We start from the raw sequence: 15164 nt of genomic DNA, 5'->3' as shown, positions 1-15164 counted from the left end.
TGCTCCTAAATTTATATCAGTTCACTTTCCCTTGTCGGGACTCCGTAAGTAATAACCAGAATTTCAGGAAATAAAAAGGATAATTCTTCTTAACCGTTACCTTCCTTTAAACCGTGCGAGACAGTGCGCAAAATAGCTGTAATAAATGAAATAGCATTTTAAATTTTCCGCGATATCTCGCAGCTTTATGAATTGCGTCAGCATTGATTCAGCAACTTTGCTATGGTTAATTTACTTGCGAAACCAGTCTACTTTTCTCACTGATTCATAAGGGGTTATGTGGTTATCGTGTTGCTGACGAATTTTAGCGTTCTGGAATTTTCCCAAACGAAAATAGTTTAATTTGCTGGATCGATTCACCTGTCTATGTCTTATGGATCATTATGCTAGTCTCGAAATGACAACGTTGCTTATTGGCATCCAATTGCCTCAGGCAACGATTGCACGACCGGTTTTACACTCCTACTGACTTTTACTGTGAATAAATTAAGAAAGGATTGTTTCATGGCTCATCTCGATCCCGATTTACGCAATGTTATCTGGTACAACCAACTGGGTATGAACGACGTTGACAAAGTCGGGGGTAAGAACGCATCCCTCGGGGAAATGATCACTAATCTGTCTGATCTGGGTGTTTCCGTGCCCAACGGTTTTGCCACTACGTCTCAGGCTTTTAATGATTTTCTTGATCAAAGCGGCGTTAACCATCGGATCCACGAATTACTGGATAAAACAGATGTGGATGATATCGGGCAACTGACCCAGGCGGGCACGCAAATCCGCCAGTGGATCATTGATACGCCTTTCCAGCCTGAGCTGGAGCAATCTATCCGTGAAGCTTATCAGCAGCTTTCTGAAGGCGAACCGGACGCGTCCTTTGCTGTGCGTTCCTCTGCCACCGCAGAAGATATGCCCGACGCCTCCTTTGCCGGGCAGCAGGAGACCTTTCTGAACGTTCAGGGGTTTGATGCAGTTCTTATTGCTGTGAAACATGTTTACGCCTCCTTGTTTAACGATCGCGCCATTTCTTATCGCGTACATCAAGGCTACGACCACCGTGGCGTTGCGCTATCGGCTGGCGTTCAGCGCATGGTTCGCTCAGATCTCGCGTCTGCGGGTGTGATGTTCACCATCGATACGGAGTCAGGTTTTGATCAGGTGGTCTTTATCACCTCTGCGTATGGTCTGGGCGAAATGGTGGTGCAGGGCGCGGTTAACCCGGATGAGTTCTACGTGCATAAACCAACGCTGGCAAAAAATAAGCCTGCGATTGTGCGCCGTACCATGGGCTCGAAGAAGATCCGCATGATTTATGCGCCGAGCCAGGAACACGGAAAACAGGTACAAATTGAAGATGTGCCGGCTGAATTGAGTACCCGATTTTCTCTGACCGATGACGAAGTGCAGGCTCTGGCACGTCAGGCATTATTGATTGAAAAACATTATGGCCGTCCGATGGATATCGAGTGGGCGAAAGATGGTCATAATGGCAAGTTATACATTGTGCAGGCACGTCCAGAGACCGTACGTTCAAACGGTCAGGTGATGGAACGTTATCAGCTCAATGGCAGCAGCAAAGTTCTGGTTGAAGGCCGTGCTATTGGTCATCGTATCGGTGCCGGGCCGGTGAAAATCATTCATGACATCAGCGAAATGCATCATGTGAAAGCGGGTGACATTCTGGTGACGGACATGACGGACCCTGACTGGGAACCGATCATGAAAAAAGCGTCAGCCATTGTGACTAACCGCGGCGGCCGAACCTGCCATGCGGCAATCATTGCCCGTGAACTGGGGATCCCTGCGGTTGTCGGTTGTGGCGATGCGACTGAAAAACTGAAAGAAAATCAGAAAGTGACGGTGTCCTGTTCTGAGGGCGATACCGGTTATGTCTACCAGGACGAACTGGACTTCACGGTGCAAAGCTCAGAGGTTGATGAGTTGCCGAAATTGCCGCTGAAAATCATGATGAATATCGGTAATCCGGACCGTGCTTTTGATTTTGCCTGCCTGCCAAATGAAGGCGTCGGGTTGGCGCGTTTAGAATTCATTATCAACCGCATGATCGGTGTCCATCCGAAAGCGCTGCTGGAGTTCGATACTCAGACGCCGGAATTACAGGAACAAATTAAGAAACTGATTCAGGGCTACGACAGTCCGCGTGAATACTACGTAGCCCGTCTGACGGAAGGGATTGCCACGCTGGGCGCAGCGTTCTGGCCAAAACGTGTGATTGTGCGTTTATCCGATTTTAAATCGAATGAATATGCCAATCTGGTGGGCGGCGAGAAGTATGAACCGCACGAAGAGAACCCGATGCTGGGCTTCCGCGGTGCTGGTCGTTACGTTTCAGACAGCTTCCGCGATTGTTTTGCGCTGGAGTGCGAGGCGATGAAGCGAGTTCGTAACGATATGGGGCTGACCAACGTTGAAGTTATGATCCCGTTTGTCAGAACCGTTGCGCAGGCTGAAGCTGTGGTTAAGGAACTGGCAAATCAGGGGCTGAAACGCGGAGAGAATGGCCTTAAGGTCATTATGATGTGTGAAATTCCATCGAATGCATTACTTGCCGAACAGTTCCTAGAGCACTTTGATGGCTTCTCAATCGGTTCAAATGACATGACTCAGTTGGCGCTGGGGCTGGATCGGGATTCCGGCGTGGTGTCTGAACTCTTTGATGAGCGTAATGAAGCGGTTAAGGCTTTGCTTTCAATGGCAATCAAAGCCGCGAAGAAGCAGGGGAAATATGTCGGCATTTGCGGACAAGGTCCGTCCGACCATCAGGATTTCGCCCAGTGGCTGATGGACGAAGGCATCGACAGTTTGTCGCTGAATCCGGATACCGTTGTACAAACCTGGCTGGCATTAGCTGAAAAGTAAATAACTGCGTCAGGTTTTTGAATAAATGAAATAAAGGCTATTGCTTTCGGGTGATGGCCTTTTTTTGAGGCGTTAAACCGTGAATTAGTGAGGTGACGTAATGAATAGCAGGAGGGATTTAAAATAAAAAAAAAGCCCGTCATTAGAGACAGGCAAAGACTACACACAGCAATTTGGGGTATACCTGCTCAAGGGAAAGCCTGTATATAAATCAGTGGGTTGAAATCCGAACTGTTATTAATACTAGGTTTCTCAAGATATTTAGTCTGTAAGAATCATCCTAATAGGTATTATTCTCATACTAATAGATGAGAAGGATTGTTTTTGATGGTTTCAAAATAGGGCGAAGGAATGAGGAATAAGGAAGAGGGCGTTGCCTTTTAAGATCCAAGACAACGCCGGAAGAAATTATTGCGCGGAACAATTACTCATCGAGTGCTTTCAGCGCTTTTTCCGGATCGGCATCCGGTTCTGGCGCTTCGTGAACCCACAACGAAATCAGGCGATAAGACACTGCCAGAACGACAGGGCCGATAAACAGGCCAATCATCCCGAACGCGAACAGACCGCCAATAACACCGGATAAAATCAGCAGCATCGGCAAATCTGCACCCATACGGATAAGCACCGGGCGTAACACGTTATCCAGCGAGCCCACGACGCAACTCCAGACCAGCAGCACCGTACCCCAGGTATTATCACCCGACCAGTAGAGCCAGATGATGGCCGGGATAAGCACCAGCAGAGGTCCGATTTGCGCAACGCAACAAACAAACATCACCACGGTTAAAACCGTCGCATATGGGATACCGGCTATTGCCAGCCCGATACCGCCCAGCACCGACTGAACAATCGCTGTGACCACCACGCCCAATGCAACGGCACGAATTGCCTGACCAGCAAGGATAACGGCGGCATCGCCGCGTTCTGCTGCCAGACGTACGGCGAAATGGCGGATACCCATCGCAACCTGCTCGCCACGACTGTAAAGAAGCGCGCTGAACAGAAGCATGAGAGAACAGTGGACGATAAACCGTCCCAGATGCCCGGCCTGCGTGACAAACCAGGAGGCGGTTTGCCCGACATAAGGCTGAACTTTGCTCATCAGGGCATTGCCACCACCGTTAATGAGGGCATGCCAGCCGCTGTAAAGTTTATGACCGACCAGAGGAATAGAGTTTAGCCAGTGGAAATCAGGCATATGTAATGTCGACGGGTTAGTGGCGATACCTACCAGCGGCGCGCCATTTTCAATTGCACTGCTGACCAGCAAGGCGATTGGCAAAACAAATAACAGGATTAACAACAGCGTCATCACGATGACGGCCAGAAAACGCCGCCCCCACAAAATTCGCTGTAATTTGATCATCAGCGGCCAGGTTGCGATCACGACCATCCCCGCCCAGGCAAAGCCAAGAATAAAGGGCTGAACAATCCAGATACTGGCGATGGTCATCAGTGCAATGAAAAGAACCCCGAACATAATCTGGGGCAAATCGTAACGTTTAATTGGGAGATTCATTCATGTTTCTCATATGGATAAACGAAGTAAGGCACGCGCCTTGTGCCTTAAAAACTACCGTGACATCGTAATAGCAATAAATAAGCATGGAACATCAGGCTGCTTTTGGATAGCGCCGCACACAATTAGTTGCAACACGTTGTTGCCAGACGTGCTTTTTGCGGGGTGTCATGAAACAAATGCAACAAAGGCTAACCAGACGGAGCGCTTAAAAACGAAGTATGTTAGTTTTTATTCTGGGTAAATAACAGGGTGGATCTGCCTCGCAGATCCGGCAGGTCGCCTAGGGCCCGCCAGGCATACAACAAAGACAGAGTCATAATTCAATGATCCCACAGATTTCTCAGGCGCCGGGTGTCATCCAGCTGGTGCTCGATTTTTTGGAAGCGCTCAAAAGTAACGGTTTTACAGGCGATGTCACGACGACTTATTCGGACCGCCTGACGATGGCAACCGATAACAGCGTGTATCAGCTGTTGCCGGATGCTGTGTTATTCCCTATCGCCACGTCTGATGTTGCACTGATTGCACGTCTTGCCGGGCAGGAACGTTTTAAAACGCTGGTCTTCACGCCGCGTGGTGGCGGTACCGGTACCAACGGTCAGTCGCTGAACCGTGGAATTGTGGTTGATATGTCCCGTCATATGAACCGTATTCTGGATATCAACGTTGAACAAGGTTGGGTCAAAGTTGAAGCCGGCGTGATTAAAGATCAGCTCAATGATTATCTGCGTCCTTTTGGGTATTTCTTCTCTCCGGAGCTTTCGACCAGCAACCGCGCAACGCTCGGCGGCATGATCAACACCGACGCATCCGGACAGGGCTCGCTGGTTTACGGTAAAACGTCAGACCATGTTCTCGGGGTTCGTGCGATTGTGCTCGGCGGCGAGATGCTCGATACCGTCGCAGTACCTGTAGCGCTGGCAGATAAACTCGGTGAAGAAGATTCCGTTATCGGGAGGATCTACCGCACGGTGCTCGACAGTTGCCGCGATAACCGTGCGCTGGTCATTGAAAAATTCCCTAAACTTAACCGCTTCCTGACGGGTTATGACTTACGTCATGTCCTGAGTGACGATCTGCAAACCTTTGATCTGACCCGCATCCTCACGGGCTCTGAAGGGTCGCTGGCCTTTATTACTGAAGCGCGTCTGAATATCACGCCTATTCCTAAAGTGCGGCGTCTGGTGAATATCAAATATGATTCTTTCAACTCTGCGCTGCGTAATGCACCCTTCATGGTTGAGGCCAAAGCGCTATCGGTTGAAACCGTTGACTCAAAAGTTTTGAATCTGGCCCGTGAGGATATCGTCTGGCACAGCGTGCGTGATTACATCACCGACGTTGAGGGCAAAGATATGCAGGGGCTCAACATTGTTGAGTTCGCGGGCGATGATGCTGAACTGATTGAAGATCAGGTCAGTGCGCTGTGTGAGCGTCTGGACGGGCTGATGAGCGACAAAGAAGGTGGCGTTATTGGCTATCAGATTTGCGCGGATCTGCCCGGAATTGAACGCATCTATAATATGCGTAAGAAAGCTGTCGGCCTGCTGGGGAATGCGAAAGGGCAAGCCAAGCCGTTGCCGTTTGCTGAAGATACCTGCGTGCCGCCGCAGCATCTGGCCGATTACATCGTAGAATTCCGCGCGTTGCTCGACAGCCATAACCTGAGTTACGGCATGTTTGGGCACGTGGACGCTGGTGTGTTGCACGTTCGCCCTGCGCTGGACATGTGTGATCCACAACAGGAAATGCTGCTGAAGCAGATATCGGATGAAGTGGTTGCCCTGACCGCGAAGTACGGCGGTTTGTTGTGGGGGGAACACGGTAAAGGTTTCCGTGCCGAATACAGCCCGGCTTTCTTCGGGGAGGCGTTGTTTCATGAACTACGCCGGATCAAAACCGTTTTTGACCCGGATAACCGTCTGAATCCGGGCAAGATTTGTGCGCCTCTGGAATGCGATGAGCCGATGATGAAGGTCGATGCGCCGAAACGCGGAACCCTTGATCGCCGGATCCCGCTGGAGGTTCGACAGTCATTCCGTGGTGCTCTGGAGTGTAACGGCAACGGTCTGTGCTTTAACTTTGATGTCAAAAGCCCGATGTGTCCGTCGATGAAAATCACCGGCAGCCGGGTCCATTCTCCGAAAGGGCGCGCCGGTCTGGTGCGCGAATGGTTACGCCTGCTTTCAGAACAGGGTGTCGATCCGCTGGCGCTGGAAAATGCGCTGCCGGAAAAAGGTCTCAGCTTGCGCAGCTTGATCGACCGCACGCGCAATACCTGGCACGCCAACAAAGGCGAGTACGATTTCTCCCATGAAGTAAAAGAAGCGATGTCGGGGTGCCTGGCTTGCAAGGCATGTTCAACGCAATGTCCGATCAAAATTGATGTTCCGGGTTTCCGCTCGCGCTTTCTCCAGCTTTATCACACCCGTTACCTACGCCCGGCGCGTGACCATTTCGTGGCAAGTGTCGAAAGTTATGCACCGATAATGGCGAAAGCGCCCAAACTGTTTAACTTCTTCCTCAAGCAACCCTGGGTGCGGGAAATGAGCCGCAAAAGTATTGGCATGGTGGATTTGCCTTTACTTTCTTCCCCGACGTTGCGCGAACAACTGCTGGGGCATCGCGCCAGTAAAATGACGCTTGAACAGCTGGAAAAAATCCCTCCGGCCCAGCGCGGTGAATACGTACTGGTGGTGCAGGATCCGTTCACCAGTTTCTATGATGCGCAGGTCGTGGCTGATTTTGTGCGGCTGATTGAAAAACTGGGTCTCAAACCGGTGCTGTTGCCTTTCTCTCCAAACGGAAAAGCGCAGCACATTAAAGGGTTTCTGACGCGTTTCGCGAAAACGGCACGTAAGACGTCGGTATTCCTCAACCGTGTTGCGCAGCTGGGTATGCCGCTGGTCGGCGTCGACCCTGCACTGGTGCTGTGTTATCGCGACGAGTACAAAGAAATTCTTGGCGAGTCACGCGGTTCGTTTCAGGTTCAGCTGGTACACGAATGGCTGGATAACTGGCTGGGAGAACGACCGGCACAGCAGCAAAGCGGAGAGTCCTGGTATTTGTTCGGCCATTGCACTGAAAGCACGGCATTGCCAAATAGTAGTAAACAGTGGGGGGACATCTTTGCCCGCTATGGCGCGAAGCTGGAAAACGTCAGTGTAGGCTGTTGCGGAATGGCGGGAACCTATGGGCATGAAAGTAAAAATCTGGAGAATTCTTTGGGTATTTATGAGCTGTCCTGGCATACCTCTTTACAGCGGTTGCCGCGACAGCGTTGCCTTGCGACGGGGTACTCCTGCCGCAGCCAGGTAAAGCGTATTGAAGGCAATGGGGTTCGCCATCCGTTGCAGGCATTACTGGATATCATCCCTTAACGGATAAGGAAGCACGATGTCACTCTGGAAAAGAAATACCAACCTTGAAGCGCTGAACCAGCGCAGTCAGGGGTGCATGGTCGGGCATGTGGGGATTGTTTTTACTCAGCTGGGTGACGATTATCTCGAGGCGACGATGCCTGTGGACGCACGCACGACTCAGCCGTTTGGTCTGTTACACGGAGGTGCCTCGGTGGTTCTTGCAGAAACGATGGGATCGATGGCTGGCTATCTTTGCACAGAAGGCAATCAGACGGTTGTTGGTGTTGATATCAATGCCAGCCACATGAAATCAGCGAGGGAAGGGGTTGTGCGAGGGGTTTGTCGCGCGCTGCGAACCGGGAAGCGGAGCCAGGTCTGGCAGATTGAAATCTTTGATGAGCAGGGTGGTTTGTGCTGCGTTTCCAGACTGACCACAATGGTCATTGATCATTAATTTCAGGTTTTTAAGTTAGCTTTTATGCCTGCGACATAACCGTTGGCTGAATGCCAAAGGCGGATGCATACCACTGTATCCGCCTTTTTATTTGCCTGAGAGCATACCCTAACGCGTTGAAAACCCATCAAAGCTGGAACGGAACCCGCTTGGCAAAGTCAGTTTGAAATGCCGTCGCTTTTTCCCAGATGCCCATCATGGCATAATACTGACAAATGAGTTTTAGCGTGTGCCTGGCAAAATGGTAGCTCTGAACACGGAAGAGCTCGCAACGCACAACGGTGTTGATCTCAAGGATCAGCCGGTTGTGTAGCTTACACAGAGCATGAAGGTAGCTGTGATCGTCCCCGTTTTGCAGGCAAAGATTGGCCATATCAAGGCAAATACTATTAAAACGTTTGAGCTGGCACAGATGCGCACCCGGACGTCGTAAGGCGGCATCCGCCATATAGAAATCCACGGTGGCATCGCGGACACTCGATTTGTAGTCGTCTATTTTGCCCTGCAACCACGCATTGACCGATTGAGCCATTCTCAGTATTCCGGATGTCTGAATGATAATCATTATCAAAGAATAGGTATCATATTGACAAAAAATCGCCGGATCAACGTTTTCATCGGGTTTTTTTAATTTTGTTGCGTCAGAACAGATAAGCAAAAAGAGCTTTAATTATTTTGATTGTGGTGAATTCATAAATAGGCATTTCCGATGAATGTTTTATAATAGACACAATGAAAGCTATTAAGCCACACAAAATGCAAGGTTAATTTTAATTTTTAACAAAAAATTGACAACTTATTCAATCAGTTGATGGTTGCGGTGTTCAAGACCCGCCAGCGGCCGGATGTAAACCCGATGCACATTGAGCGACTTTCCTCATGCGCAATCGCTATAACCTCTTAAAACAAGAGGTTGAAGTGATAAATCTTATCACTAGAATAGAGACAATAGGTCTTGTCTATGACCGTAAAAATATGAGGTAAGACAGATGCAAACTGAAACTGTCGGCTCTTTCTCTTTAGACGACAACGTATGGCAAGGTGTGATCCTGACTGATTCTGCGGCCAAACAGGTGAAGAACCTGATGGAACAGGATCCTGAAGTCAAAGGTCTCCAGCTTTCGGTGAAACAATCGGGCTGCGCCGGCTTTGGCTACGTTCTGGATTTAACCAAACAACCGGCCAGCGATGACCTGGTGTTTGAGCATGACGGCGCTTTGCTGTTTGTTCCGCTGAAGGCCATGCCTTTCATTGACGGAACCGAGGTGGATTTTGTCCGCGAAGGACTGAATCAGATATTTAAATTCAATAATCCTAAAGCTCAGCATGCCTGCGGGTGTGGTGAAAGTTTCGGCCTTTAAGTCAGTGCCGGGCAAACAGTCATTACGATTATTGTAAACAAAGCGATGTAACCAACATGTCACGAAGCAACGTAGAAATTCCAGATGATGTGCAGTCTTGGGTCGGCGAGGAGACGAACTATAAGGAAGGGTTCTTCACCCAGCTGGCAACCGATGAATTAGCATCAGGCATCAACGAAGATGTCGTGCGTGCCATTTCCGCAAAGCGCAATGAGCCGGAGTGGATGCTGGAGTTCCGTCTGCAGGCTTATCATGCCTGGTTGAAAATGGAAGAACCTCACTGGTTGAAAGCGTATTACACGCCTCTCGACTATCAGGATTACAGCTATTACTCCGCGCCTTCATGCGGCAGCTGTGATGATACCTGTGGTTCTCAGCCTGGAGCTACGCAACAACCTCCTGAAAATTCTCACAGCATTCCTGCGCTTGACGGTAAAAACTACCTGACCAGCGAAGTGGAAAAAGCGTTTGAACAGCTGGGTGTTCCTGTGCGTGAAGGGAAAGAAGTGGCGGTTGATGCCATTTTTGACTCCGTTTCCGTTTCCACGACCTACCGTGAAAAGCTGGCTGAATCAGGCGTTATTTTCTGCTCATTCGGCGAAGCCATTCACGAATACCCAGATCTGGTGCGTAAATACCTTGGTACGGTTGTGCCTGCACAGGACAACTTCTTTGCAGCGCTGAATGCGGCGGTCGCGTCCGACGGAACTTTCGTGTATGTCCCTAAGGGCGTCCGTTGCCCGATGGAACTCTCCACGTATTTCCGTATCAACGCAGCGAAAACCGGCCAGTTTGAACGTACGATCCTGATTGCCGATGAAGGCAGTTACGTCAGCTATATCGAAGGCTGTTCTGCCCCGGTTCGTGACACCTATCAGCTCCACGCGGCCGTGGTTGAAGTCATTTTACATAAAGATGCGGAGGTGAAATATTCCACCGTGCAGAACTGGTTCTCCGGTAGCAAAGACAGCAGCGGCGGGATCCTGAACTTCGTGACCAAACGTGCATTGTGCGAAGGCGCGGGTTCGAAGATGTCGTGGACGCAGTCTGAAACCGGCTCAGCGATTACCTGGAAGTACCCGAGCGTTATCCTGAAAGGTGATAACTCCATCGGCGAATTCTTCTCCGTTGCGCTGACCAGCGGCAAACAGCAGGCAGATACCGGCACTAAGATGATTCACATTGGTAAAAACACCAAATCGACCATCATCTCCAAAGGTATTTCTGCAGGCCACAGCCAGAACAGTTATCGCGGTCTGGTTAAGATCCTACCAAGTGCTGAAAATGCCCGTAACTTTACGCAGTGTGACTCCATGCTGATTGGCGCAGACAGCGCCGCACATACTTTCCCGTATGTTGAAGTGCGTAACAACACCGCTCAGCTGGAGCATGAAGCCACGACCTCAAAAATCGGCGATGACCAGCTGTTCTACTGCCTGCAACGTGGTATTAGCGAAGATGACGCGATTTCCATGATTGTTAACGGTTTCTGTAAAGATGTCTTTTCCGAGCTGCCGCTGGAGTTTGCTGTCGAAGCACAGAAACTTCTGGCGATCAGTCTTGAACACAGCGTCGGTTAATCTTCCGCACGTTTTTCCTCCCGCCTCCGCGTGGTGTGACGCTGGCAGCGGTGAGGTTTGAGTTCAGCACAGTCAAAGCATAAACAGAATTATGAGCGCGCAGGCGCAAACTCAAGGATACGTATGTTAAGCATTAAGAATTTGAAGGTCCGTGTCGAAGAAAAGGAAATTCTGAAAGGACTTGATCTCGAGATCAAGCCGGGTGAAGTACACGCCATTATGGGTCCGAACGGCTCAGGTAAAAGTACACTCTCCGCGACACTGGCTGGCCGTGAAGATTACGAAGTGACCGAAGGTTCCGTAATGTTCAACGGTAAAGATCTGCTGGAGCTTGCTCCGGAAGATCGTGCCGGTGAAGGCGTGTTTATGGCCTTCCAGTACCCGGTAGAAATCCCTGGCGTGACCAACCATTTCTTCCTGCAAACTGCCGTAAACGCTGTACGCAAGTACCGCGAACAAGCTCCGATGGATCGCTTTGATTTCGCCGATTTCATCGAAGAAAAAATTACCATGCTGAAAATGCCTGCGGATTTGCTGACCCGTTCAGTGAACGTAGGATTCTCCGGCGGTGAGAAAAAGCGTAACGACATTCTGCAAATGGCGGCCCTTGAGCCAAGCTTGTGCATTCTGGATGAAACCGACTCCGGTCTGGACATCGATGCACTGAAAATTGTCTCGAACGGTGTTAACGCACTGCGCGATGGCAAACGTTCATTCGTCATTGTGACCCACTACCAGCGTATCCTCGACTACATCAAGCCTGACTACGTGCATGTTCTGTATCAGGGCCGCATTGTTAAATCCGGCGATTTCACCTTGGTTAAACAGTTAGAGGAGCAGGGTTATGGCTGGCTTACCGACGAAGAGTAATGCACCTGCAGCGGGCAGTTCGCACGCCATGCAGCAGCTTTACCGTCTTTTTGAAAGCCGCGGTGGTGAACAATCTGCTCACGCGCATGCACACTGGCAACAGGTGCTTCGCCTTGGTTTTCCACACGCAAAACTGGAAGACTGGAAATACACGCCAGTTTCCTCACTGCTGGGCAATCAGTTCTTCGCCCCGCAGCAGCAGGTTCTGACAGTTGAGAATGTTAAATCACTGGCTTTGCCGCTTGATTGCTATCGTCTGGTTTTCGTGGATGGCCGTTTTGATGCGAGCCTGAGTGATGAAAACACCGGCGTATTCGAAATTGAAAAACTGAACGCGGCTGCGCAGCAAACGCTGCCGGATCCGATTCAGTCCGAAGTCTTTTTGCACCTGACGGAAAGTCTGGCGCAGGATTCTTTCGCTGTGCGTTTGGCTGCGGGTAAACAGGCTGATAAGCCGTTGTATTTACTGCATCTGAGCAGCGGTCGTGACCAGTCACGTGAAATGAACACGGTTCATCACCGCTATCATATCGAGATAGAAAACGGTGCAAGCGCTGAAGTCATCGAACATTATCTGAGCCTCAACGATCAAGGCCATTTCACCGGTGCGCGTATGACGGTAAAAGTGGGCGATAATGCCGGTTTCACGCATTACAAACTGGCTTTTGAAAGCCAGGCCAGCTTCCACTTCTCGCACAATGATCTGGTTATCGGGCGCGATTCCCGTGTTTCCAGCCACAGTTTCCTGCTGGGCGCGGGCCTGACCCGTAATAACACCAGTGCGCAACTGAACGGTGAAAACAGCGATCTGAATATCAACAGTCTGGTATTGCCTGTTGACTCTGAAATTGCTGACACCCGGACATATCTGGAACACAACAAAGGTTATTGCAACAGCAATCAGCTGCACAAAGTGATTGTGAATGATCGTGCAAAAGCGATTTTCAACGGCATGATCAAAGTAGCGCAGCACGCTCTGAAAACCGACGGTAAAATGACCAACAACAACCTGTTGCTGGGCAAGCAAACTGAAGTTGATACCAAACCTCAGCTTGAAATTTATGCCGATGACGTGAAGTGCAGCCATGGTGCCACTGTGGGTCGTATCGACGACGAACAGCTTTTCTATCTGCGTACCCGTGGGATCAGCGGCCAGGATGCTCAGCAAATGATCATTTTCGCGTTTGCTGCTGAGTTGACGGAAGCCATTGAGAATGAAACCCTGCGTGAAGTCGTGATTGCCCGTATTGCAGGCCGACTCAATCGAGGTGCGTAATGAGTTTTCCACTGGAAAGAGTACGTAGCGATTTCCCTGTGCTGAGCCGTGAAGTTAACGGCCAGCCGCTGGCCTATCTGGACAGTGCAGCCAGCGCACAGAAACCGCGTCAGGTTATTGACCGTGAGATGTCTTTCTTCGAACAGGGTTATGCTGCGGTTCACCGCGGCATTCATACCATGAGCGCGGAAGCGACTGAGCAGATGGAAAACGTCCGTGTGCAGGCCGCTCGCTTTATGAATGCGGCGTCAGCAGAAGAAATCGTCTTCGTAAAAGGTTCTACGGAAGCCATTAACCTGGTCGCCAACACCTATGGACGCATATTATTGCAGCCGGGTGATCGTATTATTCTGACCGAAATGGAGCATCACGCGAACATTGTTCCCTGGCAGATGCTGGCGAAAGAGCGTGACCTGCACATTGACGTCTGGCACCTCACTCCGGATGGTGAACTGGATTTATCCCAGCTTGAAAAGCTTATTACGCCACGCACTAAACTCCTGACGCTGGCGCATGTTTCCAACGTGCTGGGCACGGTTAACCCTATCGAGAAAATCATTCCTCAGGCGAAAGCTGCCGGTCTGACGGTTCTGGTTGATGGCGCGCAGGCGGTCATGCACCATGCGGTGGATGTTCAGGCGCTGGGCTGTGATTTCTACGTCTGGTCAGGGCACAAACTTTACGGACCAACGGGCATCGGTATTCTTTACGGTCGTAAAGAATTGCTCGACCAGATGCCGCCATGGGAAGGAGGCGGCTCAATGATTAAGCACGTCAGCCTGACCGAAGGGACGACCTTCGCAGCGGCGCCGTGGCGCTTTGAAGCGGGCACGCCAAACACCGGCGGTATTATGGGGTTGGGTGCGGCGATGGACTATGTCACTGAGCTTGGGCTGGAGAATATCCACGCTTACGAGCAGGGGCTGATGAGCTATGCGCTTGAAGCGATGGCGCAGGTGCCTGATATCCAGATCTACGGCCCGGCAACGCGCGCTGGCGTGATTGCGTTTAATCTCGGCAAACACCATGCCTACGACGTGGGCAGTTTCCTCGATCAATACGGTATTGCAATCCGCACCGGTCATCACTGCGCGATGCCATTAATGTCCTTCTATGGTGTTCCGGCTATGTGCCGCGCCTCGCTGGCGATGTACAATACCCGCGAAGAAGTCGACCGGTTGGTCGCAGGATTGCAACGAATTCACCGGCTGTTGGGTTAATCCTGACAGCCCTGAGCAGGACGTCGTTATGGCTTTGCCAGATAAAAATAAGTTAGTCAGAAATTTTGCCCGATGCCCGAATTGGGAAGAAAAATATCTGTACGTGATTGAACTGGGCGGCCAGCTGGCTGTTTTGCCTGAAGAACATCGTCAGGATAAAAATCTGATTGCGGGTTGTCAGAGTCAGGTTTGGATCGTGATGCGTATGGATGAAAGTGGCGCGCTGACCTTTGAAGGTGACAGTGATGCCGCTATCGTGAAAGGTCTCGTGGCTATAGTATTCAGCCTGTATCAGGGCTTAACGCCTCGTGATGTGGTGGATCTGGATGTGCGTCCGTTCTTCTCTGAACTTGAGCTCAGCCAGCATCTGACACCTTCCCGCTCTCAGGGGCTGGAAGCCATGATTCGATCTATCCGTGCAAAAGCGGCTGAACTGGCCTGAGTCGGTTCCTGAGCGACATCTTTGCTCATTAGGAATTATCTGCTAATGAGCAAAGTCATTTCTTCACTTCTCCCTGTCTCAACTCATTTACTCCTGATTTTTCAACCCACTATCTTCTGTGTATTTCCCTGCATCTGCGTAAGGTAACTTTCTGATTTTCTGTGGTTTGATTGCTACGTGATTCTGCGCTGCTA

Annotated in this window: 11 protein-coding genes and 1 other RNA gene; 9 read left to right on the top strand and 3 right to left on the bottom strand. The window is 50.4% G+C overall.

The window, feature by feature from the left end; all coding sequences use genetic code 11:
* Nucleotides 1-504 precede the first annotated feature (504 nt).
* The gene (ppsA, locus tag ACLBVC_RS00135) at nt 505-2880 is read left to right on the top strand and encodes a phosphoenolpyruvate synthase (RefSeq protein WP_410147402.1); all 2376 of its coding nucleotides are present in this window, start codon (nt 505-507) and stop codon (nt 2878-2880) included.
* A 124-nt stretch (nt 2881-3004) separates the two neighbouring features.
* Here ppsA and rprA read toward each other — a convergent pair.
* Together rprA and ydiK are read right to left on the bottom strand one after the other, a co-directional pair.
* Nucleotides 3005-3115: antisense sRNA RprA (gene rprA, locus ACLBVC_RS00130), an RNA gene on the bottom strand.
* A 189-nt stretch (nt 3116-3304) separates the two neighbouring features.
* Nucleotides 3305-4402, bottom strand: a complete 1098-nt coding sequence (ydiK, locus tag ACLBVC_RS00125) for an AI-2E family transporter YdiK (RefSeq protein WP_410147401.1) — start codon at nt 4400-4402, stop codon at nt 3305-3307.
* A 326-nt stretch (nt 4403-4728) separates the two neighbouring features.
* Between ydiK and ydiJ the strand changes: the two genes are divergently transcribed.
* Both ydiJ and ACLBVC_RS00115 read left to right on the top strand, forming a co-directional pair.
* Nucleotides 4729-7785 (top strand): D-2-hydroxyglutarate dehydrogenase YdiJ, encoded by a 3057-nt coding sequence (ydiJ, locus tag ACLBVC_RS00120; protein WP_410147400.1) that lies wholly within the window; start codon nt 4729-4731, stop codon nt 7783-7785.
* Nucleotides 7786-7801: 16 nt separating this feature from the next.
* Nucleotides 7802-8221: a hotdog fold thioesterase gene (locus ACLBVC_RS00115; RefSeq protein ID WP_410147399.1), complete on the top strand. Its 420-nt coding sequence runs from the start codon at nt 7802-7804 to the stop codon at nt 8219-8221.
* A 127-nt stretch (nt 8222-8348) separates the two neighbouring features.
* Here the strand turns inward: ACLBVC_RS00115 and ACLBVC_RS00110 are convergent, their stop codons facing one another.
* Nucleotides 8349-8753: a hypothetical protein gene (locus ACLBVC_RS00110; RefSeq protein ID WP_410147398.1), complete on the bottom strand. Its 405-nt coding sequence runs from the start codon at nt 8751-8753 to the stop codon at nt 8349-8351.
* 457 nt (nt 8754-9210) lie between these two features.
* Between ACLBVC_RS00110 and sufA the strand changes: the two genes are divergently transcribed.
* The 6 genes from sufA (at nt 9211) to sufE (ending at nt 14970) form a co-directional block, all read left to right on the top strand.
* Entirely contained in the window at nt 9211-9582 is a 372-nt protein-coding gene (sufA, locus tag ACLBVC_RS00105) for a Fe-S cluster assembly scaffold SufA (protein WP_104922540.1), read from the top strand.
* 56 nt (nt 9583-9638) lie between these two features.
* Nucleotides 9639-11162 (top strand): Fe-S cluster assembly protein SufB, encoded by a 1524-nt coding sequence (sufB, locus tag ACLBVC_RS00100; RefSeq protein ID WP_152325716.1) that lies wholly within the window; start codon nt 9639-9641, stop codon nt 11160-11162.
* Nucleotides 11163-11285: 123 nt separating this feature from the next.
* Nucleotides 11286-12032, top strand: coding sequence for a Fe-S cluster assembly ATPase SufC (gene sufC / locus ACLBVC_RS00095; protein ID WP_410147395.1), 747 nt, complete (start codon nt 11286-11288; stop codon nt 12030-12032).
* Entirely contained in the window at nt 12007-13308 is a 1302-nt protein-coding gene (gene sufD / locus ACLBVC_RS00090; RefSeq protein ID WP_410147394.1) for a Fe-S cluster assembly protein SufD, read from the top strand. Before sufC ends, sufD begins: the two co-directional genes overlap by 26 nt.
* The gene (gene sufS / locus ACLBVC_RS00085) at nt 13308-14528 is read left to right on the top strand and encodes a cysteine desulfurase SufS (protein WP_410147393.1); all 1221 of its coding nucleotides are present in this window, start codon (nt 13308-13310) and stop codon (nt 14526-14528) included. Before sufD ends, sufS begins: the two co-directional genes overlap by 1 nt.
* A 28-nt stretch (nt 14529-14556) precedes the next feature.
* Entirely contained in the window at nt 14557-14970 is a 414-nt protein-coding gene (gene sufE, locus ACLBVC_RS00080; protein WP_410147392.1) for a cysteine desulfuration protein SufE, read from the top strand.
* Nucleotides 14971-15164: the final 194 nt, after the last annotated feature.

It is taken from the genome of Rahnella selenatireducens, from assembly GCF_046449555.1.
Taxonomy (GTDB): domain Bacteria; phylum Pseudomonadota; class Gammaproteobacteria; order Enterobacterales; family Enterobacteriaceae; genus Rahnella; species Rahnella selenatireducens.
The sequence above is the reverse complement of the archived record's forward strand: the minus strand, read 5'-3'. Positions and strand labels throughout refer to the sequence as shown.

What these genes read in the sequence shown, in the direction of transcription:
- ydiJ (WP_410147400.1), top strand. Translation starts at nt 4,729, where the DNA reads ATGATCCCACAGATTTCTCAGGCGCCGGGTGTCATCCAGCTGGTGCTC.
- sufA (WP_104922540.1), top strand. Translation starts at nt 9,211, where the DNA reads ATGCAAACTGAAACTGTCGGCTCTTTCTCTTTAGACGACAACGTATGG.
- ACLBVC_RS00110 (WP_410147398.1), bottom strand. Translation starts at nt 8,753, where the DNA reads ATGGCTCAATCGGTCAATGCGTGGTTGCAGGGCAAAATAGACGACTAC.
- sufB (WP_152325716.1), top strand. Translation starts at nt 9,639, where the DNA reads ATGTCACGAAGCAACGTAGAAATTCCAGATGATGTGCAGTCTTGGGTC.
- ACLBVC_RS00115 (WP_410147399.1), top strand. Translation starts at nt 7,802, where the DNA reads ATGTCACTCTGGAAAAGAAATACCAACCTTGAAGCGCTGAACCAGCGC.
- ydiK (WP_410147401.1), bottom strand. Translation starts at nt 4,402, where the DNA reads ATGAATCTCCCAATTAAACGTTACGATTTGCCCCAGATTATGTTCGGG.
- sufC (WP_410147395.1), top strand. Translation starts at nt 11,286, where the DNA reads ATGTTAAGCATTAAGAATTTGAAGGTCCGTGTCGAAGAAAAGGAAATT.
- sufE (WP_410147392.1), top strand. Translation starts at nt 14,557, where the DNA reads ATGGCTTTGCCAGATAAAAATAAGTTAGTCAGAAATTTTGCCCGATGC.
- sufD (WP_410147394.1), top strand. Translation starts at nt 12,007, where the DNA reads ATGGCTGGCTTACCGACGAAGAGTAATGCACCTGCAGCGGGCAGTTCG.
- sufS (WP_410147393.1), top strand. Translation starts at nt 13,308, where the DNA reads ATGAGTTTTCCACTGGAAAGAGTACGTAGCGATTTCCCTGTGCTGAGC.
- ppsA (WP_410147402.1), top strand. Translation starts at nt 505, where the DNA reads ATGGCTCATCTCGATCCCGATTTACGCAATGTTATCTGGTACAACCAA.